Raw genomic sequence first — 24,001 nt, 5'->3', positions numbered from 1 at the left:
GTCACCATGATGGACGAGGACCGGCGCCGGCGCTACTGGCTGCTCGGAATGAGGCGAAGCACCGCGGCGGGTTGGCGCGGCCCGCGGCCGATGGTGACAGGGACGCCGTTGCGCCAGCGGGTCAGCATATCGGCGAAATGCGGGGAGAACGGGTTGCCGGACTCGCCGAGCGCCATGCTGAACAGCGAGCGATCGAGGTCGGCGAGGTCGTAGACCGCACGCACGCCGGCGCCGTGGACATGCCCATAGGGATCGTTCGGGTCGTTGAGGCGCGTCGTGCCCCGGTTGACCGTCCAATTGTCGCCGGATGTCGCGATGTGGAAACGGAAGAAGCCGCCGATCACCGGCAGACGGCCCAGGATCGGATGGACGAAGCGCGCTGCGTGGGCATCGCCCCAATGCCAGTCCTCTTGATCCTCGCCATGAGCGGTGCCGAGCTCGGCGATCGCCTCGGCGAGCGCCTGGGCAGCGAGCCTGCCGCAAGAGGCGCGTTCGGGCGGAGCCTGGCCGCCGCACCACGGCGTCGTCCCGGCCAGCGTTCGCTTCACCACCGCGGGCAGGGGCGTCACCTCGTCGGCGAACTCGCCGAGCGCCTCGGCGTAGAGCCGGCGCAGGAGCCGGCGCCACCAGGCGGTGAAGATGAGCGGCTCCGAACGATCGCGGGCGAGGCCGCCGTCCCACCGGGCGAGCCGATCCAGGATGCCGGCGGTGGCAGGCGTGCGCTCGACCACGCTCAGCATGAGCGGGAGCACGTCGAGCGCCATCGTCGAGGTCGCGTCCATTTGCAACCGTGCCATGTCGGCGGTGCTGACGCGCTCGGATTTTTCGAGCATGGCCGCGATGCGCCGGGCGCGATAGGGCGCATCGAAATCGCGACCGAGATAGTGTGGATATGAGGCATCGACGACGGCGTTGTTGGCGTTGACGATACGTCCACTCGATGGGTTTTGCGCCATCGGCAGCTCGTCGAAGGCAAGCCAGCCGATCCAATCGCCGCCGGGGCCGGCGCCGTCGGCCGCCTGCCAAGGCCGGACGTCGCGACGCACCGGAACGCGGCCCGCGACGATGAGGCCAATGCCGTCGGGCCCGGCGTAGCCGACATTCTGCTCGGGCGCATCGAAGAGCGCCATCGAGGCGCGGAACTCCTCCCAGGTGCCTGCGTGGTTCAAGCGGTAGATCGCCTCGACGCTGTGGTCGTCTTCGGCCAGCACCGGATGGGCGAGCGCGATCGCGGCTCCCCTCGGTTCGCCGGCACGTGCCGCCAGATCGGAGATGATCGGTCCGTGGCGGCTCACGCGCACGCGCAGATGCTCCTCGCCGCCGCCGCGCACGTGGATCACTTCCTCGCGGACCGAGAACCGCTTGGTGCCGTCGGGCGTGCGGTAGGCGTTGGCATCATCGGGCAGGGTCTCTTCGGCGAAGACGTCCGATGTGTCGCCGCTGGTCGTCGTCATGCCCCAGGCGATGCGGCCGTTGTGTCCCAGAACCATCAGCGGCACACCGGGCACGGTCGAGCCGACGAGCGTGGTCTCCGGTGTGGCGATGCGGGCGAGATACCAGAGGTTCGGCAATTGGAAGCCGAGATGCGGATCGTTGGCCAAGAGCGGCTTGCCGGTGGCCGTTCGCGTCCCGGCGAGGATCCAGATGTTGGAGGCGAGCCGCGGCCTTGCCGCCTCCGGGATCGCGGCCAGCAGCCGCTCCAGGAGGGCCGGATCGGCAATCTCGGCGAGCGGCACCTCGGGCCCGTCGGGCTGATGGTCGAGGAGGAGCCGGATTTGCTCGGCCGGCAGGCGCTGCAGCAACCTTGCATGCAGGAGCTGGTCGCGCCAACCATGGGTCAAGCTCATGCCCATGAGCCGGCCCCAGACCAACGAGTCGGCGGGGCGCCAGGGCTCGAAGCGGACGCCGATCAGGCCCATGACCGCCAGCTCCGGCGCCAGCGCGCCGGAATGATGGGCGACATAGGCGTTGACCCCCTCGGCATAGGCATCGAACACGGCGCGGAGCGGCGGCGGCAGGCGCTGGTAGTTCCCTTCTGCCAATGCATAGAGGCCGAGAGTGCGCATGAAGCGGTCGGAGACGAGCCCGCGCTGGCCGACGATTTCGGCCAGGCGGCCGGCGCCGAGGCGGCGGGTCAGCTCCATCTGAAACAGCCGATCGCCGGCATGGGCGAAGCCGAGAGCGAAGGCGGCGTCGCGCTCGCTCTCGGCGGTGATATAGGGGATGCCGTCGACGTCGCGGGCAAGCGTGATCTGCGCCGCCGGGCCCGCCATCCGCATTTCGCCTTCGCTCTCGGGCAGGGAGGAGCGCAGATAGAGGAAGGCGCCGGCGAGGACGACGACGGCCAATCCGAGGACGGCACCTAAGCCGACGGCCGCAAATTTCAAAAGGCGCCGCATGCCCCCATCCTAACCCACCCCCGCCTTCGGCTGAGGAGGGGATCAAAAGGCGGAAATATTCACCCCAGATTCACCATCACGGTCTTTTTCTGGGTGAAGTGCTCCAGCATGGATTCGAGCGAGGCTTCCTTGCCGAGGCCCGACTGCTTGGTGCCGCCATAGCTCATGCCCGGCTGCACCACCAGGTTCTGGTTGACCTGAACCAGGCCGGCCTCGAGCCGGCGCGTGGCATCGAGCGCGGTCTTCAAATCCTTGGTCCAGATCGTCGCCGCGAGACCATAGTCGGTGTCGTTGGCGGCCTGGATCGCTTCCTCGTAGCTCTTGAAGCGTATGATGCAGGTGACGGGCCCGAAGATCTCCTCGCGCGCGAGCTTGCTGTCGTTGGTGATGCCGGTGAAGAGCACGGGCTGCACGAACAGTCCGTCCTTGAGCTTCTCGTCCTTCGGCATCGCCGAGCAGCGCGTCGCCTTGGCGCCTTGTGTCTTCTCGCCGACGGCCACGTAGTTCTTCACCTTCTCGTATTGCTGCGGGGAGATGATCGCGCCGATGTCCGTCGACTCGTCCAGGGGATCGCCCATCTTCATGGCGTCGACCTTGGCTTGCAGCTTGGCGACGAAGGCATCGTGCACGCTCTCATGCACGAAGATGCGCGAGGCCGCGGTGCAGCTCTGGCCCTGGCGGGTGAAGCGCATGCCGATGACCGCACCATCCACCGCGCGGTCGATGTCGGCGTCGCCCATGACGATCATCGGGCTCTTGCCGCCCAGCTCCAAGGTGACCGGGATCAGCTTATCTGCCGCGGTCTTGTAGACGATCTTGCCGGTCTCGACCGAACCGGTGAAGGTGACCTTGCCGATATGGGGATGGGCGACGAGCGGCGCGCCGCATTCCGGGCCGAAGCCCGAGATGAGGTTGAAGGCGCCCGGCGGCAGCACCTGGTTCATGATCTGGGCGACGCGCAGCGCCGCCAGCGGCGCCTCCTCGGCGGACTTCACCACCACGGCGTTGCCAGCGACCAAGGCCGGGGCGATCTTGAGCGCCATCAACAAGAGCGGCACGTTCCAGGGGATGATGGCGCCGACGACGCCGATGGGCTCGCGCATGGTCATGGTCAGCATGTTCGGATTGAACGGAACGGTCTCGCCCTTGAGCTCGGAGCCGAGACCGCCGAAGAACACGAACACGTCGGCCAGCACCGAGGCCTCGACGCGGCTCTCGGTGCGGAGCGCCTTGCCGGTCTCGAGCGCCACCAGGCGACCCAGCTCCTCGACGTGGGAGGACAGCACCCGGCCGCACTCCGCCACCAGCTTGCCGCGCTCGCGCGCCGCGCGCTTGGACCACTCCCGCTGCGCCTTCCTGGCCGAGGCCACCGCGGCATCGACGTCGGCCTTCTCGCCGAGTGCCGCCTTGCCGATCGTCGTCCTGGTGGCGGGGTCGATCACATCGAAGGTCTTGCCCGAGATCGCCGGCACCATCGCGCCATCGATCATGAGCTTGGCGGACAGCTCGCCCGCGAGCTTGCGCGGATCGAGGTTCTGCGAGAGCTGGTTGGTCATGGGATCGTCCTCGTTCAGTCGTTGGCGGGCACGCCGAGCTCAGCCAGGATCGCTTGGCGCGATCCATCGAGCTCGGGCGCCGGCTCGCGCTCCGGCCGGTCGCTGACGCCGGAGAACTTGATCGGAAAGCCGACGAGGCGGATGCGTCCGGCCTTCGGGTCGTCGACCTCGACCAGCATGTTGCGGGCCTTGGCCTGGGGGTGCTCGATCGCTTCGGCGACGTTGTTGATGGGCCCGGCAGGCACGCCCGCGGCATCGAAGGCTTGGGTCCAATGCTGCCGGGGCTCGGTCGTGAGCACCGCTTCCAGCTCCGCCTGCAGCACATCCACGTTCCGGTTGCGATCGTCGTTGGTGAGGTAGCGCTTGTCCTGGGCGAGCTCGGGCCGGCCGATGGCGACGGCGAGCTTGACGAAGAGCGCGTCGTTGCCGGCGGCGATGATGATCGGCTCATCGGCGGTCTTGAACACTTCGAAGGGCGTGATCGTCGGATGGCGGGCGCCCAAGGGGCCCGGCGGCTTGCCGGTGACGAAGTAGCGCATGATCGCATTCTCGAGGAGCGCCAATTGGCAATCGAACATGCTGACGTCGATCTTGATGCCCTGACCGGTGCGGCTACGCTGATAGAGCGCGGAAGTGACGCCGATGGTGGTGTAGAGGCCGGCGCCGATATCGCCGATCGACATGCCGATGCGGGTCGGCGGCCCGCCGGGATGGCCGGTCACGCTCATGATGCCGCCCATGCCCTGCACCACCATGTCATAGGCCGGCCGTGTCGATTCCGGGCCGGTGTGGCCGAAACCGGAGGCTGCCGCATAGATGAGCTTGGGATGGCGCCGGTGCAGCTCATCCCAGCCGTAGCCCAGCTTTTCCATGGTGCCGGGCCGGAAATTCTCCACCACCACGTCGGCCGTGGCCAAGAGCGCCTCGAGGATCTTGCGGTCGGCCTTTTGCTTGAGGTCGAGGGCGATCGACTCCTTGCCGCGGTTGACGCTGGCGAAATACGTGGAGACGCCGTTGACGAACGGGCCGTAGTGCCGCGCGTCGTCGCCGCGATCGGGCGGCTCGATCTTGATCACGCGGGCTCCCATCTCGGCCAGCATCAGCGTGCAATAGGGTCCGGCGAGAATGCGCGAGAGATCCACGACCGTGATGCCGGTGAGCGGACCCTCGAGGGTCGTCGGGCGCATGGCGACTCCCGTCGTCTTGGGCGAATTGGATGGGGGCTACCTATCCCGAGAGGCGGGTGGAGCGCAATGGGGCGAAAACCGGGCATTTCGCCCCCTCCCGGCCCGTTCAGATGCTTGTGTGCCCGGCGGGACGCCACTAGCCTTGGCACCATGCGCGACGGTGGCCATGCCACACACGGTCCCGGCGAGACGGTGCGGCTCAATTATTTCGACTGGGGGCCCCGCTTCCACCCGACGATGCTGTTCTGCGTCCACGGGTTGACCCGGCAGGGGCGGGACTTCGACGCGCTCGCCAAGGGGCTCGCGCGCGACTACCGCATCATCTGCCCCGATGTCGTCGGGCGTGGCCGCTCCGGCTGGCTCAACGACAAATCCGGCTACAACCTCGAGACCTACATCGCCCACATGATCGAGCTCATCGAGCATCTGGGCAAGGAGCAGGTCGATTGGGTCGGCACCTCGATGGGCGGACTCATCGGCATGCGGATCGCCGCCGAGCGGCCGGAGATGATCCGCCGGCTGGTCCTCAACGACATCGGACCGTTTCTGCCGAAAGCCGTCTCTCAGGAGATCGCCGAGCATGTCGGCGAGGATCCGCACTTCCGCACCCTGACCGAGGTCATGGAGTATCTGAAGCGGGTGCATGCGGAGTTCGGCGATCTCAGCGATGCGCTATGGAGCGAAATGACGACGCATAGCGTGCTGCGCCTGCCGGGGGGCGGCTACGCCTTGCACTATGACCCGGAGATCCGCAACCAGCTCCGACAATCGCCGATCAAGGACATCGACCTCTGGACGGTCTGGGATGAGATCGCCTGTCCCGTCCTGGTGCTGCGGGGGGAGCGGAGTCGCGTGTTGTTGCCCGAGACCGCCCGTGACATGGCCCGGCGCGGGCCCAGGGCCACGGTCGTGGAGATTCCGGGCGTCGGCCATGCGCCGGCGCTGATGAGCGCCGACCAGATCGCCCTCATCCGCGATTGGCTCGTACCCGAGGAGGATCGGGAGCAGAAACCGGAGTCATGAGCACGGCCTTTCCCCAATTCCGCGAACGCTTCCCGTGGTTCGGCGGCGATCTCCAGACATTGCATAATTGGATGACGCGCCGGGCGCCCGATGTCGGCCGCTATCCCGGCCGGCGCCTGGTGGTCGACCTGGCCGACGGCACCGGCGATCGTCTGGCGGCGATGCTGAACCGGCCGCTGGAGAAGACGAGCCGCCCGCTGGCGGTGCTGGTGCATGGGCTCACCGGCTGGGAGGACAGCGTCTACATCAGGCGCTCGGCCGGGCATCTTCTCGAGCACGGCTTTCCGGTGCTGAGACTCAATCTCAGGGGTGCCGGACCGAGCCGGCCGCTCTGCCGCTGGCACTACCATGCGGGCCGTTCGGAAGATCTCTTCATGGTGTTGAGCCAGATCGAGGCGGAGCTCTGCCGCAACGGCGTCGTGCTGGTCGGCTATTCCTTGGGCGGCAACATGCTGCTCAAATTCTTGGCCGAGGCCGGCAAGGCCTTTCCCATCCGCGCCGCGGCTTCGGTCTCAGCACCCATCGATCTCCAGGCCTGCTCGGTGGAGCTGCGGCGTCCGCGCAATCGGGTCTATCAGCGCTGGCTCTTGACCGCGATGAAGGAGGAGAGCCTGGCGCCGGCGGCGGAGCCGACGGAGGCGGAGCGGCGCACCATCGCGAGCGCGCGCACGCTCTACGAGTTCGACAACTTGGTGGTTGCCCCGCGCAACGGCTTTCGCGATGCCGAGGACTATTACGCGCGCTCCTCGGCGCAATCGTACCTCGCCCAGATCACGGTCCCGACCTTGATCATTCACGCTGGGAACGATCCTTGGATTCCAGGCGATGCCTATGCCCGCGTCGATTGGAGCGCCAATCCGAGGCTGACGCCGCTGCTTAGCGCCGGCGGCGGCCATGTGGGCTTTCACGGGGTCGGCGATGAGGCATCCTGGCACGACCGCTGCGTCGTCCGGTTTTTCGAGGAGCAGGAGGCGCGCGGCATCGCCGCGAACGCGCCCAACGCCGCCTAAGGCCTAACCCTTCCGCAGACGCTCGGCGATTTCGACCGCGGCATAGGTCAAGACGCCATCCGCCCCGGCGCGCTTGAAGCCGATGAGGGCCTCCAGCATCACCCGGTCGCCGTCGAGCCAGCCATTGCCCGCCGCCGCCTTGATCATCGCGTACTCGCCGGAGACCTGGTAGGCGAAGGTCGGCACGCCGAAGGCGTCCTTCACCCGGCGCACGATGTCGAGATACGGCATGCCGGGCTTGACCATGACCATATCCGCACCCTCGGCCAGATCGAATGCCACTTCGCGGAGCGCCTCCTCGGAATTGGCGGGATCCATCTGGTAGGTCGATTTGCTGGCGCCGCCGAGATTGCCGAAGGAGCCCACCGCCTCGCGGAACGGCCCGTAGAAGCCCGAGGCGTATTTGGCAGCGTAAGCGAGGATCATCACATCGCCGAAATTGGCGCCGTCCAGGGCCCGGCGGATGGCGCCGACCCTGCCATCCATCATGTCCGACGGCGCGATCACGTCGCATCCCGCCTCCGCCAGCACCAAGGCCTGCCGGCACAAGACCTCGACCGTCGGGTCGTTGACGATCTTGCCGTCGCGCAGCAGCCCGTCATGGCCGTGGGTGGTATAGGGATCCAGCGCCACGTCGCAGATGACGCCGATCTCGGGATGTGCCTTCTTGACCGCGGCCACCGCCCGGCACATGAGATTGTCGGGCCGGGTGGCGTAGCTGCCGTCGGGATCCTTGAGGGCGGATTCCGTATGCGGGAAGAGGGCGATAGCCGGCACGCCGAGCCCGGCCGCGCGGCCGACGGCTTGCACCAGGCGATCGATCGCATAGCGCCTGACCCCGGGCATCGAGGCGACTTCGGTCTCGCGCCCGACCCCTTCCTCGACGAAGACCGGCCAGATCAGGTCCTCGACCGCAAGGCGATGCTCGGCCACCAGGCGGCGCGACCACTCCGCCATGCGCGGGCGGCGGAGCCGTGTGGTCGGATAGGAGGGGGCGCTCGCCTGGCCTGGAGGCGGCTGCGAGGTGCCCACGCGCTGGACCGGCCGGCGGGGAATGGCAGTCATGGCCGGGATCATAGGCAGCATGCCAAATGAAGACAACGGCGTGTCGGCGGCTGCGGCCTTGCGTTGACACGCCCTTGAGCCTCCCGGATGATTTCGCGGTTTCCGCCGCTAGTGTGATGATTCTGAAGTTCGTCCGTGAACTTCGGAATCTGAATCTCACTAGACTCAATTGATTAGTGGCCCGCTTATCCCTGAAATTCGCTGACGAATTTCAGGGGCGGGACACTAGAGTGCGTTCATGGATTTCGAGCTCACCGTCGAACAGCTGGCCTTCCAGGATGCGGCGCGAAGCTTCGCCGCAGCGAGCTTCGCGCCCGACGCCAAGCGGTGGGACGAAGAAGAGATATTCCCGGTGGAAGCGCTCCGCCAGGCGGCGTCCCTCGGCTTCGCCGCCATCTATGTCAGAGACGATGTGGGCGGCTCGGCCCTGTCCAGGCTCGATGCGGCACTCATCTTCGAGGAGCTGGCGGCGGGCTGCGTGTCGACGGCCGCCTATCTGTCGATCCACAACATGGCAAGCTGGATGATCGACCGGTTCGGCGACGACGGGCAGCGTCGGCGCTGGTCGCCCGGCCTGGCGTCCATGCAGCTCTTCGCCAGCTACTGCTTGACCGAGCCCGGTGCCGGCTCGGATGCGGCCGCGCTCAAGACCACCGCCAGGCGCGAGGGCGAGCACTATGTGCTGAATGGCTCCAAGGCGTTCATATCCGGCGGCGGCAGCTCGGATGTGTACGTCGCCATGGTGCGGACCGGGGGCGAGGGCCCGAAGGGTATCTCCTGCCTCGTCGTCGAGAACGGCTTGCCTGGCCTCAGCTTCGGCAAGAAGGAGAAGAAGCTCGGCTGGAACAGCCAGCCGACCGCCGCCGTCATCTTCGAAGATTGCCGCGTGCCGGTCGCCAACCGCCTGGGCGCGGAGGGCGACGGCTTCAAGATCGCGATGATGGGGCTCGATGGCGGCCGCCTCAACATCGCCGCCTGTTCCATCGGCGGGGCGCGCGCCTGCCTTGCCGCCGCGCGCGAGCATCTCGGCCAGCGCCGCCAATTCGGCCGGAAGCTCGCGGAATTCCAGGCGCTCCAGTTCAAGCTCGCCGACATGGCAACCGAGCTGGAAGCCGCCCGCCTCATGGTGCATCGCGCCGCCTCCAGGCTCGATGCCGGCGACCCCGAAGCCACGCTCTATTGCGCCATGGCCAAGCGATTTGCGACCGACGCCGGCTTCGAGGTGTGCAACGCTGCGCTCCAGCTGCATGGCGGCTACGGCTACATCAAGGATTATCCGATCGAGCGCTATCTGCGCGACGTGCGCGTGCACCAGATCCTGGAAGGAACCAACGAAATCATGCGCGTCATCATTGCGCGCCGCCTGCTCGACTTATGAACGAGGCCCATCCCCAGACCGCGGACATCGGCTTCCAGGTCGAGCGCGGCATTGCCTTCGTCACGCTCAACCGGCCGAAGGCTCTGAACGCGCTCACGCTCGAGATGATCCAGGCCATTGCTTCGCGGCTCTCCCGATGGGCGAGCGACCCGGCGGTGCACGCGGTGGTGATCCAGGGCGAGGGCGAGCGCGCATTCTGCGCCGGCGGCGATGTGCGCGCCGTCTATGACTCGGTCAAAGCGGCGCCGAGCGACCTCCATCGCGCTTTTTTCGTCGATGAGTATCGGCTGAACCGCGCCATCCACCGCTTTCCGAAGCCCTACATCGCGCTCATCGACGGCATCACCATGGGCGGCGGCATGGGTCTCTCCGTGCATGGCGGCATCCGCGTCGCCACCGAGCGCACCCTCTCGGCGATGCCGGAGACCGGAATCGGGCTCTTTCCCGATATCGGTGCCACCTGGTTCCTCAACCGCTGCCCGGGTCGGCTCGGGCTCTATCTGGCGCTGACCGGTGCCAGGCTGCGGGGGGCCGATGTGCTCTATGCGGGCATCGCCACGGACTTTGTCGAAAGCGGGCGCTTGGCCGAGCTCAAGCGGGCGCTCGGGGAAGCCGATTGGAGCCGGGATCCAAGCGAGACCGCCAGCACCACCGTTCGGCGCTTCGCCGGCAGCCCCGGCGAGGCCGCCCTCCGCCAGCACGAGAGCGCCATCGACCGCGCCTTTGCCGGGGACTCGGTCGAGGCCATTCTCGCGGAGCTGGCCGGACTCAAGACGGAATGGGCGAATGCGACGCTGGCGACACTCGCCGGCAAGTCTCCGACCAGCCTCAAGCTCACCCTCGAGCAGCTCCGCCGCGGCAAGACGCTGTCGATCGAGGCGGCGCTCATCATGGAATTCCGCATGGTCCAACGCTGCATGGCGGGGCATGATTTCTTCGAGGGCATACGCGCCTTGCTGGTCGACAAGGATCTAAAGCCGGTGTGGCGGCCGCAGCACCTCGAGGAGGTCCGGGCGGCCGACATCGAGGCGTATTTCGCGCCCCTCGGCGCAGCCGATCTACGGTTCGATTGACGCGGGAGCGCTCGATGCTGATGGCTAGGGTTCTCGTTGCGGCAATGCTGGGCCTCCTCATCGCCCAGGACCCGGCCATCGCCGAAGCCGGCCGCTCGATCGTCGACCTCGAGCCGCGCCCGGGGGTCACGCTCCGGGTTCTTATCGATGCACCGGAGACGCCTGCCGGAGCGGTCATCCTGTTCTCCGGCGGCGGCGGCGTCGTCGCCATCGGCGAGGAGGGAACAATCAGCCAGGGCCAGGGGAACTTCCTCGTCCGCACGCGACAATCGTGGCTTGAGCAGGGATTCTTGACCGCCGTTGTCGACGCGCCCTCCGATTGGCACAATTGGCAGGGGCTCGGTGCCTTTCGCTTCGCGGCGGCTCATGCAAACGATATCGCGGCGGTGATTCGGCTCGTTCGCGGCCGCACCGACCGGCCGCTCTGGCTCGTCGGCACCAGCCGCGGCACCTTGAGCGTCGTCAATGTCGCATCCCGGTTGCAGACGGGGGGGCCTGACGGCATCGTGCTCACCTCGACGATGCTCGATACCGGCCGAGGCCGCGACGATGTCTTCCTGCAGGACCTCGACTCGATTCGCCTTCCGGTGCTGATCGTCCATCACCGCGAGGACGGGTGCATCGCCACGCCAGCCCGCATGGTGCCCAAGCTTGCCGCGGCTCTCGTCAACGCGCCGAAGGTGGACACGCTCCTCTTCGAGGGCGGAGCGCCGCCTCGCGGCGATCCCTGCGAGCCGTTCTCCCGGCACGGGTTTCTCGGGATCGAGCAGCGGGTCATCGAAGACATCGGCCGGTGGATCAAGGCAAACGGACGCCAAGGCGGCTAATTCGGCTAGGAACGGGAGGAGCGCATGGCTGAGATCGGCTTCATCGGCCTCGGCAATATGGGCACGCCGATGGCGCGCAATTTGTTGAAGGCCGGCCACCGGCTCAGCGTCTTCGATCTGCAGACGGCCACGGTGGAGGCGCTCGCCGCCGCCGGCGCCAAGCCCGCCGCCAGCATTGCCGCAGCCGCCGAATCGGCCGAGATCATCATAACCATGCTGCCGGCGGGCCCTCAGGTGAGGCAGGTCTACTGCGCCGCCGACGGCATCCTTGCCAAGGTCCGTGCGGGCGCGCTTCTCATCGATTCTTCCACCATCGATGTCGACAGCGCCCGCAGCGTGGCGGCGGCGGCCCGGGCCAAGGGCCTCGCCATGCTGGATGCGCCGGTTTCCGGCGGCGTCGGCGGTGCCGAGGCCGGCACCCTTACCTTCATGGTGGGTGGCGAGGCCGAGGCCTTTGCGCGCGCCAAACCGCTCTTGGAGGCCATGGGCAAGACCATCGTCCACGCCGGCGGCCCCGGCAACGGACAGGCGGCAAAGATCTGTAACAACATGATTCTCGGGATATCGATGATTGCCGTCGCGGAGGGCTTCGGGCTCGCCAAACGGCTCGGCCTCGATGCCCAGACGCTCTTCGACATCAGCTCGAAATCCTCCGGCCAATGCTGGTCGATGACCACCTACTGCCCGGTCCCGGGGCCGGTGCCCGCATCCCCTGCCAACCGCGCCTATAAGGCCGGCTTTGCCGCCCAGATGATGCTGAAGGATTTACGCTTGGCCCAGGAAGCGGCCCAGGCGACCGGGGCGGCGACCCCGCTCGGCGCCGAAGCGGCCCAGCTCTACACGCTCTTTTGCAACAGAGGCCAGGGCCCGCTCGATTTTTCAGCGATCATGACCATGCTGGACGGCGCCTAAGAACCGGGATGGTCAAGACGGAAATCATTGACTATTATGGAGTTGTCATGCAGACGGAGTGGGGCTTGAGAGGCCCTGGCTGCTTGCGAGGTCGCCGTGCGAATTGCCTATCTCGAAGCTATCAAACTGATTGAACGGCTCCACCGACAGTTCCTGGAGGTGGTAAAGACCGAGCTCGATCGGCTGGGCATTGAAGACATCAACAATGTCCAGGCGTTAATTCTTTTCAACATCAGCGAGGATGAGCTGACGGTTGGCGAATTGACCAATCGCGGCTACTACCTCGGCTCCAACGTCTCCTACAACGTGCGCAAAATGGTGGAAAACGGCTATCTGGAGCAGGAACGCTCTGCCCATGATCGCCGCTCCATCCGCATCCGGCTGTCGACCAAAGGGTTGGAGCTGTGCAAGCGGGTCGCGACCATGTTCGACCAGCACGCGACCACCCTGGCCAAGGGCATCTTGACGCCCGATCAGCTCAAGAGCTCGAGCGGGCACTACCGCGAGCTCGAGCGTTTCTGGTCGAGCCTGCTCGACTACGGCGCGCGCGCTCCCAGGGTCACCGCCGCCTAGGAGCCTGTCTGAGAAATAGACGGGCTCCTAGCCCTGGCCGCACGGCCATAACCGCGTCATCGGGGCTCTGTTAGTCTCCGGTCGGACTTACGTCTTACCGGAGGTGTCCTCATGGATGAATTCATGCCGCGCTATGCGCCGCCCGGCAGCGCTCCAGGCACGCTCGTCTCGGAGCCTGGGGTCGTGGGCAACGCACGAATCATGGTGACCCTCTACGGGCCCGCCGGCGTCGAGGAGTTCACCACCACCTCGATCGAGACCTGCGTGCAATCCCGCGACGACGCGCGCAACACCTGGATCCACGTCGCCGGCTCGCCGGATGCCGAGACGGTGCGCCAGATCGGCAATGCGCTCGGCCTGCATGCGCTGGCGCTCGAGGACGTGCTCAACGAATCGCAGCGGCCGAAGGTCGACATCTACGACAACCAGGTCTTCGCCGTGTTCACCCATCCGATCATCGACGATGGCCGCGTGCGGGTGCGCCAAGCGAGCCTCTTTCTCCTCGAGCGCACGGTGGTCAGCTTCGATCCTTGCGACGAGGCGCTGTTCGAGCCGATCCGGCGGCGGCTGCGTACGCCGGCGCGCCTCCGGCAGCGCGGCGTCGATTATCTCTACTACGCGCTGATCGACGTGCTCATCGACTACAAGTTTCCAATGCTGGAACAGCTCGGTGCTCGCATCCAGGCGCTGGAGCAGGAGATGCTCGAAACGCCCACGCCGAAGACGATGCGCAAACTGCACAAGGCCAAGCGCGACCTCCTGGTGCTGCGGCGCGCGCTCTGGCCCGAACGCGATGCGATCGGCCATCTCATGCGCGAGGACACGCCGCTCATCGAGGATTCGACGCTGCCCTTCCTCAGGGATTGTCAGGATCACGCCGTGCAGATCATCGATCTCTTGGAGACCTACCGGGAGATGCTGGCGAGCATGCTGGATATATATCTCAGCAGCCAATCGTTTCGCCTGAACGAGACCATGAAGGTGCTGACGATCATTTCGACGTTGTTCATCCCGCTCACCTTCATCACCGGGCTCTACGGCATGAACTTCAATCGCGAGGCGAGCCACTGGAACATGCCCGAGCTCGACTCGCCCTATGGCTATCCCACGGTGTTGGGGGTCATGCTGTGCCTCGCGATCGGCATGCTCACGGTCTTTCGCCGCCGGGGCTGGATCTGAGCGGCATGGCCTCGATGGACAGCCGGCCGCGCATTACCTAAAGTCCGGCGCTCGGCGCCGCTCACGCCCCAAGTCCAGAGGATTCCATGCGTCGATCGGCCTATTTCCTGCCCACGCTCAAAGAAACGCCGGCCGAGGCGCAGATCGTCTCGCATCGCCTGATGCTGCGCGCCGGCTTGGTCCGCCAGGCGAGCGCCGGCATCTATTCCTGGCTGCCCCTCGGCTTCAAGGTCTTGAAGCGCATCGAGCAGATCGTGCGCGAGGAGCAGGACGCCGCGGGCGCCCAAGAGCTGTTGATGCCGACGATCCAGTCGGCCGATCTCTGGCGGGAGAGCGGGCGCTATGACGATTACGGCAAGGAGATGCTGCGCATCCGCGATCGTCACGACCGCGACATGCTCTATGGTCCCACCAACGAGGAGCTGATCACCGACATATTTCGGACGTCAGCCAAGAGCTATCGCGACCTGCCGAGAAACCTCTATCACATTCAATGGAAGTTCCGCGACGAGGTGAGGCCGCGCTTCGGCGTGATGCGCGGCCGCGAGTTCCTGATGAAGGATGCCTATTCCTTCGATCTCGACTTCGAGGGCGCCAAGCGCTCCTACAACAAGATGTTCGTGGCCTATCTCAAGACCTTCCAGCGCATGGGCCTCAAAGCCATTCCGATGGCGGCCGATAGCGGCCCGATCGGCGGCGACATGAGCCACGAGTTCATCATCCTGGCGGAGACCGGCGAGAGCCAGGTCTATTGCCACCGCGACCTCGTCGAGTTCGACGTGCTCGGCCGGACGATCGACTATGGCTCCGACTTGCAGCCGATCGTCGATGGCTGGACCAACCTCTATGCCGCGACCGACGAGAAGCACGATCAGAAGACGTTTGCGGCGATTCCGGCGGACAAGCGCGTCGAGGCGCGCGGCATCGAGGTCGGCCACATCTTCTATTTCGGCACCAAATACTCCGAGCCGCTCGGGGCCAGCGTAAGCGGACCCAAGGGCGAGAGCGTGGCCGTGCATATGGGCTCCTACGGCATCGGCGTGTCGCGCCTGGTGGGTGCCATCGTCGAGGCGAGCCATGACGATGCCGGCATCATCTGGCCCGATGCGGTGGCACCCTTCCGGGTGGGCCTGGTCAATCTCAAGGTCGGCGATGCCGCCGTCGACGGTGTTGCGAGCGATCTCTATGAGAAGCTGCAAGCGGCCGGAGTGAGCGCGCTCTACGACGACCGCGACGAGCGGGCCGGCCCGAAGCTGGCCGAGCTCGATCTGATCGGCCTGCCGTGGCAGCTCTTGGTCGGCCCCCGGGGTGTGGCGTCGGGCACCGTGGAGCTGAAGGAGCGCCGCACCGGGGCCAAGACCGAGCTATCCCCGGACGCGGCGCTGAACCGGCTGGTGGGCTAGGGCGCGTCACTTGCAAGCGCCGGCGATGGGCCCCCACCCCAACCCTCCCCCACCTTCGGCGGGGGAGGGAGCGCAGACCGCGCTTCCTGCCCCCTCCCCCGCACGTAGTGTGGGGGAGGGTTGGGGTGGGGGCCTCGTCAGCGGTCGAGACCATACCTAGCCATGGCCGCCTTCGGCACCTTCGAGCGGATGCTGGCGTTCCGATACCTCCGCGCCCGTCGCCAGGAGGGCTTCATTTCGGTCATCGCCGGCTTCTCGCTCATCGGCATCGCTTTGGGGGTGGCGACCTTGATCATCGTCATGAGCGTCATGAACGGCTTTCGCCAAGAGCTGCTCGGCCGCATTCTGGGATTGAGCGGGCATGTGAGCGTCGCGGGGGCGGCCGGGCCGATCACCGACTTCGACCAGGTGGCCGAACGCCTGCGCGGGCTCCAGGGCGTGGTGAGCGCCACCCCCATCATCGAAGGGGAGGCGATGGTGACCGCCAACGGCATCGCATCGGGTGCCCGGGTGCGCGGCATCCGGGTGGAGGATTTGGCGCGCGGCAGCCTCTCGGGCATCGCCATCCGCGCCGGCGCGCTCGAGTCCATGGGCGACGACGGGGTCGCCATCGGCGTCAGGCTCGCGCAGTCGCTCAGGCTTGGCCTCGGCGACAAGGTGACGCTGGTGTTGCCGCAATTCCAAGGAAGCCAGCCGAGCGGCCTGCCCCGGACGCGGGGCTTCACCGTCGCCGCGACCTTCTATGCCGGCATGTACGAGTACGATTCCGGCACCATCTTCATGCCGCTGGAGGCGGCGCAGGGCTACTTCCGCCTGGCCGGCGCCGCAACCGCGATCGAGGTCATGCTGGAGAACCCCGATCTGGTTTCCCGGCTTCGCCCGCTCATCGCCTCGGCCGCCGGGCCCGGCAGCCGCATTGCCGACTGGCAGCAGACCAATGCCAGCCGCTTCAATGCCCTCCAGATCGAGCGCGACGTGATGTTTTTCATCCTGACGCTCATCATCCTGGTCGCCACCTTCAACATCGTTTCCAGCATGATCATGCTGGTGAAGGACAAGGGCCACGACATCGCCATCCTCCGCACCATGGGGGCGACCAGCGGTGCCGTGCTCAGGGTCTTCCTCATGAGCGGTGCCTCGGTCGGGGTCATCGGCACCACCGCCGGATTCCTCATCGGCGTCGCTTTTGCGCGCAACATCGAGAGCCTCGGTCATCTGCTGCAGGCCCTTGCCGGCGGCGAGCTGTTGTCGGGGGAGATCTATTTCCTGACCCACCTGCCTTCGATCCTCGACTGGGGCGAGGTCGCCTCCGTGGTGGCGATGGGCCTGGCGCTCTCCTTCCTCGCCACCGTCTATCCCTCCTGGCGCGCGGCCCGGCTCGATCCCATCGAGGCGCTGCGCTATGAGTGAGCGTGTCCGACGCGCGCCGGCATTCCGGCCTAGTACCGACTTTCATAGAAAGTCGGTACAGATCGACATGGAAATAGTACCGGATCGCATTGAAACGCGTGTCGGCACGCCTCGCGTTTCAATGCGATCCGGTACTAGGAAGGATCGCTGAGCTCCCATGTCTGCCTTCGGCACCTTCGAGCGGATGCTGGCGCTCCGTTATCTCCGGGCGCGGCGCCAGGAGGGGTTCATCTCGGTCATCGCCGGGTTCTCTCTGCTCGGCATCGCCTTGGGGGTAGCGACCTTGATCGTCGTCACCAGCGTCATGAACGGCTTCCGCCAGGAGCTTCTCGGCCGGATCCTCGGCTTGAACGGCCATGTGACGATCTACGGCGCAGCGGCACCCATTGGCGACTTCGATCAGGTCTCCAAGCGCCTCGGCGAGCTCAGGGGCGTGGTGCGCGCCATTCCCATGGTCGAAGGCCAGGCGATGGCGACGGCCAACGGCATCGCCGCGGGCGCGCTCGTGCGCGGCATGCGGGTGGGGGATCTGGCGCGCAGCGACTTCCTCGGCACCAGCATTCGCTCGGGCAAGCTCGAGAGCCTGGACGAGGACGGCGTCAGCATCGGAGCGCGGCTCGCAGAAAAGCTGCATGTCGCCGTCGGCGATGAGATCGCTCTGGTGTCGCCGCAGTTTCAGACGACGGCGATCGGCAGCATGCCCAGGACCCGCTCCTATACGGTTGCCGCCATCTTCGACGTCGGCATGTACGAGTATGACTCGATCTTCGTATTCATGCCCCTCGGTGCGGCACAGATTTTCTTCCGCGTGCCCGACGCGGCGACCGGGATCGAGGTCACCTTGGAGAACGCCGATCTGGTACCGGCGATGCGACCGCTGCTCGCCTCGGCGGCAGGCGGCGACAAGCGGCTCTACGATTGGCAGCAGGCGTATTCCGGTCTCTTCAACGCCGTCCAGGTGCAGCGCAACGTCATGTTCCTCATCTTGACGCTCATCGTCCTGGTCGCCGCCTTCAACATCATCTCCAGCATGATCATGCTGGTGAAGGACAAGGGCCACGACATTGCCATCCTTCGCACCATGGGGGCGACCAGCGGCAGCGTGCAGAGGGTCTTCATCATGAGCGGTGCGGCGGTCGGGACCATCGGCACCTTTGCCGGGCTCCTTCTCGGCATCGCCTTTGCGCGCAACATCGAGAGCATCCGGCAGCTGCTGCAAGGCCTGACCGGTGCCGAGCTGTTCTCGCCGGTGATCTACAACCTGTCGCATCTGCCGGCGATCCTCGATTGGAGCGAGGTCTCCCAGGTGGTGGCGATGGGGCTAATTCTGTCCTTTCTGGCGACCCTCTATCCTTCCTGGCGCGCGGCCCGGATGGATCCGGTCGAGGCGCTTCGCTATGAGTGATCCGGTCTTGGTGCTGGCGGGGATCGCCAGGAGCTTTCGCCAAGGAGGGCGCGCGCTGGAGGTGCTGCGCGGCATCGATCTGGCGCTGGGTCCCGGCCAGATGGTGGGCCTCGTCGGCCCGAGCGGTGCCGGCAAGTCGACCCTGCTTCATATCGCCGGGCTTCTGGAGCGTCCCGATGCCGGCAGCATCCGCGTCGCCGGCAAGGAGGCCCAGGCAATGGGCGACGACGAGCGCACGCGGCTTCGGCGCGAGACGATCGGCTTCGTCTACCAGTTCCATCACCTGCTGCCGGAATTCTCCGCGCTAGAGAACGTGATGATGCCGCAGCTCATCGCCGGTCTCCGTCGCAGCGAAGCAAAGGCGCGCGCGGAGCAGCTCCTAGCAATGGTGGGGCTCTCCGAGCGGGCGAGCCATCGCCCGGCCCGGCTCTCCGGCGGCGAGCAGCAGCGGGTCGCCATCGTTCGCGCCGTCGCCAATGTGCCGCGGCTCTTGCTCGCCGACGAGCCCACCGGCAATCTCGACCCCGGCACCGCCGCCGACGTGTTCGAGCAGCTGAGACGGATCGTGCGCGCGACCGGTTTGGCCGCCCTCATCGCCACTCACAATCTGGAGCTGGCGGGGAAGCTGGACCGGATCGTGGCGCTCAGGGACGGTGTTCTGGTGGAGGCGGCGTAGTCCGAGCGGCCTTTCGTCTGGAGTTCGCTCGCGCCCATGCTCAGCATGGGCTCCTTGGGTCGTGTCTCAATTTGAAATCTGGCGCAGTTGCGGACACTATTCGGCTGATCGACACGCATCAAGATGAAGCGAAGGCGGCGTGTTCTTTCGTCCGCTTTTGGGAGTCAGGCGGACATATCCGTGATGTCGGTGAATCGACGTGATTGACCCGAAGCAGTCCTAGTGGATCGAGCAATGGCTCAGGTCGCCTGCTCAGGAGCCTTGTATATCGTGATGGGCGGCCTCTCACCGGGTTAGTCAGGTAGCTTTGGCTGCGGCAGCGCATAGAACTTGGGTTCCTCTGTGAGGCTCGCGGCAATTACAGGCTGATGCCATACCCCGCCAGCCCAGAGACCGCGCGCTAACGTCAGTGGGAGTGCTACACAATCGCTACGCTACATGGAGGTCTGGCACGTTCTCATCTACTGATGCAGGATCGAGCCAAGGAATTGCTTGGTGCGCTCGTTCCGCGGTGTGGCCAGCATGTCCCCGGGCGTGCGGTCCTCGACGATCTTGCCGCCATCCATGAAAATCATGCGGGATCCCACATGGCGGGCGAAGCCGATCTCATGGGTCACCACCAGCATGGTGCGGCCTTCCTGCGCGATCTCCTCCATGACCAGGAGCACGTCACCCACGGTCTCCGGGTCCAAGGCCGAGGTCGGCTCGTCGAACATGAGGAGATGCGGGTTCATCGCCAAGGCCCGGGCGATCGCCACCCGTTGCTGCTCGCCGCCCGACAGCTGCGCCGGGTAGGCGAGCGCCCGGTGCTCGAGCCGGACCTTGCGAAACAGCTCCCGCGCCCTCGCTTCCACCTCCGCCTTCTTCTCGCCCAGCACCTTCACCGGCGCCAGCATCACGTTCTCGAGCGCGGTCAGGTGCGGATAGAGATTGAAGCTCTGGAAGATCATGCCGATCCGCCGGCGGACCTTGACGATCTCCTTAGAGCGGGCACGCACCGGCTCGCCCTCGAACAGGATCGTACCGCCATGGATGTCCTCGAGCCCGTTTACGCAGCGCAGCAAGGTCGACTTGCCGGTGCCGCTGGGCCCTATGATCACCACGACCTGTCCGGCGTCGACCTCGAGGTCGACGCCGCCGATGATCGTGCGCTGGCCGAAGCGCTTGACCAGTCCCTCGATCTTGAGAACCGGCGCGCCCGGCTTTCCTCGGGTTTCAATGGACAAACCAGAATCTCCTTTCCAGCGCCGCGCCGCCGAGGGAGATCGAGTAGTTGATGACGAAATACAGCGTCGCCACGATCAGGAACACATCGAAGCTGACTCCGGTCGTCTCGCGAATGAGCATGCCGGACTTGGTGAGCTCGAGATAGCCGATGACCGAGGCGAGCGAGGAATCCTTGAGGGTCGAGATGTACACGCCGACCGACGGCGGCAGCATCACGCGGATCGCCTGTGGCCAGACCACGTACCGCTGGATCTGCCAGTAGCGCATGCCCGAGGATTGTGCCGCCTCCCATTGGCCACGCCCGACGCTCTCGATCCCGGCCCGCACCACCTCCGACATGAAGGCACTGGCCACCGCGGTCAAGGCGATGGTGGCCGCGCCGAAGGGCGAAAGATCGAGATTGATGGCGTAGGAGACGCCGTAAAAGCAGCCGAAGAACAGGATGAGTGGCGGGATCGAGCGGAACACCTCGGTATAGACCAGCGCCGCCGCCTCCAGGACGCGCCAGCGCGAGGTGCGGGCGAGGCCGATGACGGCGCCGATGAGCCCGCCCAAGATGAGCGCCAACCAACTGATCCAGAGGGTGATGCCGGCGCCCTTGAGGAACACCAGCCAGTATTGGGCGACGTGCGGGTTCATCGGGGCGGCCGCTCACCGCGCGCCTGGCGCGCGCATCAGGGCGCGGCCGGTGACGATGCGGCCGATATTGACCGATTGGGCGAGGCCGACATAGACGAGCCCGGCGATCAGGAACGACTCCATGTAGCGGAACGACTCGTTGCCGACGTAGAACATCCAGTTGGCGAGCTCTTCGACGCCGATAACGGCCGAGAGCGACGAGCCGATAATGATGCCGATGAACAAATTTCCGAGCGGCGCGTAGATGACGCGCACCACCTGCGGCAGCACCACATAGCGATAGAGTTGGAGCTTGGTCATGCCCTGCGACAGCGCCGCCAGATATTGGCCGCGCGGGATGGCGATCAGGCCGCCGCGGAAGATTTCGGTCATATAGGCGCCGGCGTTGAGCGTGAGTGCAATCAGAGCCGAGTTGAAGTTGTCAACCCGGATGCCGATCTGCGCCAGGCCGAAGAACACCAGATAGATCACCACCAGGAGCGGAATGTTGCGCAGCACCTCCACATAGGCGCCGCCGAGGAAGCGCAGCAGCAGGCTGTCGCTCCTCCGGCAGAGCGCGCCGACGATGCCGACGATGGTACTGAGCACGATCGTCTGCAGGCTGAGCCACAGCGTCATCGCGATGGCATAGGGTAGAGGCTCGAAATAAGTGGAGATTGCCCGGAGGCTGAATTGATACATGCTCGTCGGCTTCCAATCCTCTCAGCCGCAACGCTCCAGCGTCGGTGCCTTCGATCGCGAGGCACCGGCCAGCATCGTCGGCCGAGGACTATCGGAGGCCCCGGCCGTCTCGCGGGTGAACGCCGCTGCTATTTGAACGGCGGCAGATCGAAGCCGAAGAACTGCCGGAACAGCCGATTATTCTCGCCCGAGCCGTTGAATTGCCTGACCCAGGTGTCGACGATCCGCCACCAGTCAAAATCGCCGGCGGGCAGGCCGATCGCGATCTCCTCATAGGAGAAATTACCGGGCAGCGTGCGGTGCTTCCCGGGCTCTTTTTCCATATAGGCGACGTTCTGGAAGCTGTCCTGCAGATGCGAGTCCGCCTGCTTCGATCCCATGGCGAGGAACGCGTCACCGACCGTATCGAAGCGCAGCTTGGACGCATTCGGCGTGGCAGCGGCGGAGATCTGCTCGGCGGTGCCGCCGCGCGCGAAGGCAACCTTGTATTTTGGGTCGTTCAGCTGGTCGACGGTCTGGATCGGCGAGTCCTTGAGCACCATGAAAACGCTGCCGACCACCATATAGGGGTTGGTGAAGGCGATGGTGGTCGAACGCTCGACCGTGTTGGTAAAATTGGCGACGGTGACGTCGGCGCGGCGAGTCTGCAGTGCCGCGATGCGGCCCGGAACGTCGACGATGATGAACTCCGGTTTAACCTTGAGGCTGGCGGCCAGCATCTTGCCAATTTCGACGTCGTAACCCTCCGGCTGGCCATTGGCGCCGAGCGCGCTATAGGGCGGATTGCCGGCGATCGTGGCGATGCGGATCGCGCCGCGCTTGACGATCTCTGACATGATGCTGGGCTGCTGCGCTTCAGCCGGCAGCGAGGCAAACACCAATCCCACGGCCGCAATGAAGGTGGCAAAACCAGTCGTCAACCATGACATCTTCGATCGGGTCTCCATGACAGCCTCCTTATCGGTGAAGCCGGACTTCCTGATGCCCCCTGCACTGTTGATACCCGAGGGTGGCATCGCACGGCCTTGATGTCGCGCCTCCTGGAATCCTTTGATCTATGTTTGTTCGCCGCTTGATTATGGCCTTGCGGCCTCAAGGTTGCCCCGCACGCGCCGAGCTTGTCAAATCGCGGGAGCCGATGCCCGGGTCCGCGAGACCCGGCCGAATCGTCGGAACGAGCCTCGCCATTGCACTTTGAATCTCAAGACGGCACGATCATCGGTCATGCTTTCGATCCAGGAACGAGGTGCGTCCATGCGGGATTGGCGAGCAAGGCGCCGTGCGTGTCGATCGAGCCTCAGCCTCGCGGCCCTGCTGGGAGTGGCCATCATCCTGGCGGGCCCGGCCTGGGCGCAGCCGGCGGAGGCCGACAAGGCGAAGCAGCTCGAGCAGACCCTGACCGGCGGAACCCAGCATCTCTGGGCGCCTAAGGGCACAGCCGCTGCCGGAGCCGGGCCTTGTCTCGATGGCGAAAGCTATCGCTTCGCTCTCGCCGATCACGACGTCACCATCGAGCGCTGCCAAGCAGGCAAGGTTGCGCAGACCAGCAAGGCCAAATGGGCGGTCGAGCAGCGCGGGCCGTTTCTCGTGCGCCTTAAGATCCGCGAGCAGGAGTTCGAGGCGCAGGTCACTCAGGTCTCCGATCGACCGGTTCTCAAGCTGCGGCAGGCGCAGATGAGCGGTAATTTCGTGCGCCCGATCGAAAAAGAGCTGGAGCGGATCGACTGATGATGCTGACGGATTCCCCGACCGGCCAGACTTATTGCGCCGTTGCTCGTCGCCTGGCAAATGCCCCAAGGTCAGCCACGCCGATGCTCAGGATCTTCTGTCTAATGTTTGTCCCGATACGCCCAGCAGCACGAACGCTAGCTCGAAGAGGTGTCCACTCAAGCCCATGCCGCACCGAGTTTCTCTTCAAGTCCCACCTCACGAGGTAGCCATGAAGACCCATGCGATCCGCATCCACGAGACCGGCGGCCCCGGGGTTATGCGCTGGGAGGAGATCGAGATCGGCGAGTCCGGCCCTGGCCAGGTGCTGGTCCGAAACACCGCCGTCGGCCTCAACTTCATCGACGTTTATTACCGCTCCGGTCTCTATCCGTTACCGCTTCCGGCTGCGATTGGACAGGAGGGGGCCGGAATCGTCGAGGCGATCGGCCCGAAGGTGAAGGAGCTCAAGATTGGCGACCGGGTCGTCGCCTATGCGATGGGCGCCTACGCCGAACGCCACATCGTAGCCGCCGACCGGCTGGTGAAGATCCCCGCCGGCATCTCCGACCAGCAGGCGGCCGCAATGATGCTGAAAGGCATGACCGCGCAGTATCTCATCCGACGCACTCATCGGGTGAAGGCGGGCGAGACCATCCTCGTGCACGCCG

The 24,001-nt window shown here is 65.7% G+C and carries 22 protein-coding genes; 14 read left to right on the top strand and 8 right to left on the bottom strand.

Translation table 11 applies throughout. The features are described 5' to 3' along the window. Nucleotides 1–32 precede the first annotated feature (32 nt). Genes HY058_21500 through HY058_21490 form a run of 3 tightly spaced genes read right to left on the bottom strand, consistent with a single transcriptional unit; the run spans nt 33 to nt 5,142 of the window. On the bottom strand, nt 33–2,399 hold the full coding sequence (locus tag HY058_21500; GenBank protein MBI3499883.1) for a penicillin acylase family protein: 2,367 nt from the start codon (nt 2,397–2,399) through the stop codon (nt 33–35). 59 nt (nt 2,400–2,458) lie between these two features. Next, the gene (locus tag HY058_21495) at nt 2,459–3,955 is read right to left on the bottom strand and encodes an aldehyde dehydrogenase family protein (protein ID MBI3499882.1); all 1,497 of its coding nucleotides are present in this window, start codon (nt 3,953–3,955) and stop codon (nt 2,459–2,461) included. Between the two features lie 14 nt (nt 3,956–3,969). Beyond that, nucleotides 3,970–5,142, bottom strand: coding sequence for a CoA transferase (locus HY058_21490; protein MBI3499881.1), 1,173 nt, complete (start codon nt 5,140–5,142; stop codon nt 3,970–3,972). A 150-nt stretch (nt 5,143–5,292) separates the two neighbouring features. Between HY058_21490 and HY058_21485 the strand changes: the two genes are divergently transcribed. Both HY058_21485 and HY058_21480 read left to right on the top strand, forming a co-directional pair. Beyond that, nucleotides 5,293–6,165, top strand: a complete 873-nt coding sequence (locus HY058_21485; protein ID MBI3499880.1) for an alpha/beta hydrolase — start codon at nt 5,293–5,295, stop codon at nt 6,163–6,165. Next, nucleotides 6,162–7,175 (top strand): alpha/beta fold hydrolase, encoded by a 1,014-nt coding sequence (locus HY058_21480; GenBank protein ID MBI3499879.1) that lies wholly within the window; start codon nt 6,162–6,164, stop codon nt 7,173–7,175. Before HY058_21485 ends, HY058_21480 begins: the two co-directional genes overlap by 4 nt. Before the next feature lie 3 nt (nt 7,176–7,178). On the opposite strand, the gene hemB is transcribed toward HY058_21480, so the two are convergent. Then, entirely contained in the window at nt 7,179–8,240 is a 1,062-nt protein-coding gene (gene hemB, locus HY058_21475; protein MBI3499878.1) for a porphobilinogen synthase, read from the bottom strand. Between the two features lie 238 nt (nt 8,241–8,478). On the opposite strand from hemB, the gene HY058_21470 reads away from it, so the two are divergent. From HY058_21470 to HY058_21425, 10 genes are all read left to right on the top strand, one after another. Continuing rightward, on the top strand, nt 8,479–9,618 hold the full coding sequence (locus tag HY058_21470; protein MBI3499877.1) for an acyl-CoA dehydrogenase family protein: 1,140 nt from the start codon (nt 8,479–8,481) through the stop codon (nt 9,616–9,618). Next, nucleotides 9,615–10,691 (top strand): enoyl-CoA hydratase/isomerase family protein, encoded by a 1,077-nt coding sequence (locus HY058_21465; protein MBI3499876.1) that lies wholly within the window; start codon nt 9,615–9,617, stop codon nt 10,689–10,691. Before HY058_21470 ends, HY058_21465 begins: the two co-directional genes overlap by 4 nt. Nucleotides 10,692–10,711: 20 nt before the next feature. Continuing rightward, entirely contained in the window at nt 10,712–11,518 is an 807-nt protein-coding gene (locus HY058_21460) for an alpha/beta hydrolase (GenBank protein MBI3499875.1), read from the top strand. 24 nt (nt 11,519–11,542) lie between these two features. Then, entirely contained in the window at nt 11,543–12,430 is an 888-nt protein-coding gene (gene mmsB, locus HY058_21455) for a 3-hydroxyisobutyrate dehydrogenase (GenBank protein ID MBI3499874.1), read from the top strand. 96 nt (nt 12,431–12,526) lie between these two features. Further along, nucleotides 12,527–13,003, top strand: a complete 477-nt coding sequence (locus HY058_21450; GenBank protein ID MBI3499873.1) for a winged helix DNA-binding protein — start codon at nt 12,527–12,529, stop codon at nt 13,001–13,003. 111 nt (nt 13,004–13,114) lie between these two features. After that, on the top strand, nt 13,115–14,182 hold the full coding sequence (gene corA / locus HY058_21445; protein ID MBI3499872.1) for a magnesium/cobalt transporter CorA: 1,068 nt from the start codon (nt 13,115–13,117) through the stop codon (nt 14,180–14,182). 86 nt (nt 14,183–14,268) lie between these two features. After that, nucleotides 14,269–15,585 (top strand): proline--tRNA ligase, encoded by a 1,317-nt coding sequence (locus tag HY058_21440; GenBank protein MBI3499871.1) that lies wholly within the window; start codon nt 14,269–14,271, stop codon nt 15,583–15,585. A gap of 162 nt (nt 15,586–15,747) precedes the next feature. Next, nucleotides 15,748–16,995, top strand: a complete 1,248-nt coding sequence (locus tag HY058_21435; protein ID MBI3499870.1) for a lipoprotein-releasing ABC transporter permease subunit — start codon at nt 15,748–15,750, stop codon at nt 16,993–16,995. 157 nt (nt 16,996–17,152) lie between these two features. Further along, entirely contained in the window at nt 17,153–18,400 is a 1,248-nt protein-coding gene (locus HY058_21430; protein MBI3499869.1) for a lipoprotein-releasing ABC transporter permease subunit, read from the top strand. Beyond that, complete coding sequence (locus tag HY058_21425; GenBank protein ID MBI3499868.1) at nt 18,393–19,076, top strand: ABC transporter ATP-binding protein; 684 nt, start codon at nt 18,393–18,395, stop codon at nt 19,074–19,076. Before HY058_21430 ends, HY058_21425 begins: the two co-directional genes overlap by 8 nt. A gap of 461 nt (nt 19,077–19,537) precedes the next feature. On the opposite strand, the gene HY058_21420 is transcribed toward HY058_21425, so the two are convergent. From HY058_21420 to HY058_21405, 4 genes are all read right to left on the bottom strand, one after another. Next, nucleotides 19,538–20,296, bottom strand: a complete 759-nt coding sequence (locus HY058_21420; GenBank protein ID MBI3499867.1) for an amino acid ABC transporter ATP-binding protein — start codon at nt 20,294–20,296, stop codon at nt 19,538–19,540. Beyond that, nucleotides 20,292–20,942, bottom strand: a complete 651-nt coding sequence (locus tag HY058_21415) for an amino acid ABC transporter permease (protein ID MBI3499866.1) — start codon at nt 20,940–20,942, stop codon at nt 20,292–20,294. The genes HY058_21420 and HY058_21415 overlap by 5 nt, the downstream gene beginning before the upstream one ends. A gap of 12 nt (nt 20,943–20,954) precedes the next feature. Then, entirely contained in the window at nt 20,955–21,623 is a 669-nt protein-coding gene (locus tag HY058_21410; protein ID MBI3499865.1) for an amino acid ABC transporter permease, read from the bottom strand. Nucleotides 21,624–21,751: 128 nt separating this feature from the next. Then, nucleotides 21,752–22,543, bottom strand: coding sequence for a transporter substrate-binding domain-containing protein (locus tag HY058_21405; protein MBI3499864.1), 792 nt, complete (start codon nt 22,541–22,543; stop codon nt 21,752–21,754). A gap of 334 nt (nt 22,544–22,877) precedes the next feature. Here HY058_21405 and HY058_21400 point away from each other — a divergent pair, with 334 nt between their 5' ends. Continuing rightward, nucleotides 22,878–23,351: a hypothetical protein gene (locus HY058_21400; GenBank protein MBI3499863.1), complete on the top strand. Its 474-nt coding sequence runs from the start codon at nt 22,878–22,880 to the stop codon at nt 23,349–23,351. A 211-nt stretch (nt 23,352–23,562) separates the two neighbouring features. After that, the coding region (locus HY058_21395; GenBank protein ID MBI3499862.1) for an alcohol dehydrogenase catalytic domain-containing protein at nt 23,563–24,001 on the top strand (439 nt) is incomplete at its 3' end.

The sequence above is a fragment of the Pseudomonadota bacterium genome, from assembly GCA_016195085.1.
In the GTDB taxonomy this organism is placed as follows: Bacteria; Pseudomonadota; Alphaproteobacteria; order SHVZ01; family SHVZ01; genus JACQAG01.
The sequence above is the reverse complement of the archived record's forward strand: the minus strand, read 5'-3'. Positions and strand labels throughout refer to the sequence as shown.

Bases quoted from the DNA above. Each gene is read 5' to 3' on its own strand.
- HY058_21500 (MBI3499883.1), bottom strand. From the start codon at position 2,399: ATGCGGCGCCTTTTGAAATTTGCGGCCGTCGGCTTAGGTGCCGTCCTC.
- HY058_21495 (MBI3499882.1), bottom strand. From the start codon at position 3,955: ATGACCAACCAGCTCTCGCAGAACCTCGATCCGCGCAAGCTCGCGGGC.
- HY058_21490 (MBI3499881.1), bottom strand. From the start codon at position 5,142: ATGCGCCCGACGACCCTCGAGGGTCCGCTCACCGGCATCACGGTCGTG.
- HY058_21485 (MBI3499880.1), top strand. From the start codon at position 5,293: ATGCGCGACGGTGGCCATGCCACACACGGTCCCGGCGAGACGGTGCGG.
- HY058_21480 (MBI3499879.1), top strand. From the start codon at position 6,162: ATGAGCACGGCCTTTCCCCAATTCCGCGAACGCTTCCCGTGGTTCGGC.
- hemB (MBI3499878.1), bottom strand. From the start codon at position 8,240: ATGACTGCCATTCCCCGCCGGCCGGTCCAGCGCGTGGGCACCTCGCAG.
- HY058_21470 (MBI3499877.1), top strand. From the start codon at position 8,479: ATGGATTTCGAGCTCACCGTCGAACAGCTGGCCTTCCAGGATGCGGCG.
- HY058_21465 (MBI3499876.1), top strand. From the start codon at position 9,615: ATGAACGAGGCCCATCCCCAGACCGCGGACATCGGCTTCCAGGTCGAG.
- HY058_21460 (MBI3499875.1), top strand. From the start codon at position 10,712: ATGGCTAGGGTTCTCGTTGCGGCAATGCTGGGCCTCCTCATCGCCCAG.
- mmsB (MBI3499874.1), top strand. From the start codon at position 11,543: ATGGCTGAGATCGGCTTCATCGGCCTCGGCAATATGGGCACGCCGATG.
- corA (MBI3499872.1), top strand. From the start codon at position 13,115: ATGGATGAATTCATGCCGCGCTATGCGCCGCCCGGCAGCGCTCCAGGC.
- HY058_21440 (MBI3499871.1), top strand. From the start codon at position 14,269: ATGCGTCGATCGGCCTATTTCCTGCCCACGCTCAAAGAAACGCCGGCC.
- HY058_21435 (MBI3499870.1), top strand. From the start codon at position 15,748: ATGGCCGCCTTCGGCACCTTCGAGCGGATGCTGGCGTTCCGATACCTC.
- HY058_21430 (MBI3499869.1), top strand. From the start codon at position 17,153: ATGTCTGCCTTCGGCACCTTCGAGCGGATGCTGGCGCTCCGTTATCTC.
- HY058_21425 (MBI3499868.1), top strand. From the start codon at position 18,393: ATGAGTGATCCGGTCTTGGTGCTGGCGGGGATCGCCAGGAGCTTTCGC.
- HY058_21415 (MBI3499866.1), bottom strand. From the start codon at position 20,942: ATGAACCCGCACGTCGCCCAATACTGGCTGGTGTTCCTCAAGGGCGCC.
- HY058_21410 (MBI3499865.1), bottom strand. From the start codon at position 21,623: ATGTATCAATTCAGCCTCCGGGCAATCTCCACTTATTTCGAGCCTCTA.
- HY058_21400 (MBI3499863.1), top strand. From the start codon at position 22,878: ATGCGGGATTGGCGAGCAAGGCGCCGTGCGTGTCGATCGAGCCTCAGC.